1 protein-coding gene is annotated in these 281 nt (G+C 37.0%); it reads left to right on the top strand.

The annotated features are described in order from the left end of the window. A partial coding sequence (locus tag H5R88_RS03325; RefSeq protein ID WP_182600228.1) for a hypothetical protein occupies positions 1-281 on the top strand: 281 nt, incomplete at both ends.

The following is a 281-nucleotide window of genomic DNA, read 5'->3' as shown; positions in this document are numbered from 1 at the left end:
GATGGTAAGGATTATGTAGCAGCACAATCAGGCTTAGCAAATGGTGAACCAGTAAACAACATTACTGTAACTGTAGATTACGAGAAGGCAGATCATACTCAATTAATCAACTATGTTGATAAAGCTGGTAAGGTAATCAGTCATTACAACGTAAATGGTAAGACTGGTGAAAGTGTAAATACTGATATTGCGAACCACGTACCAGAAGGTTGGGTAATTAGTGGTAAATATCCAACATCAATTACATTTGGTTCAGAAAACCCAGCTCCAATCAATGTAAC

The organism is Limosilactobacillus agrestis (assembly GCF_014145585.1).
GTDB lineage: Bacteria > Bacillota > Bacilli > Lactobacillales > Lactobacillaceae > Limosilactobacillus > Limosilactobacillus agrestis.
Note: the sequence above shows the minus strand (reverse complement) of the source record. Positions and strands in the feature narration are given on the sequence as shown.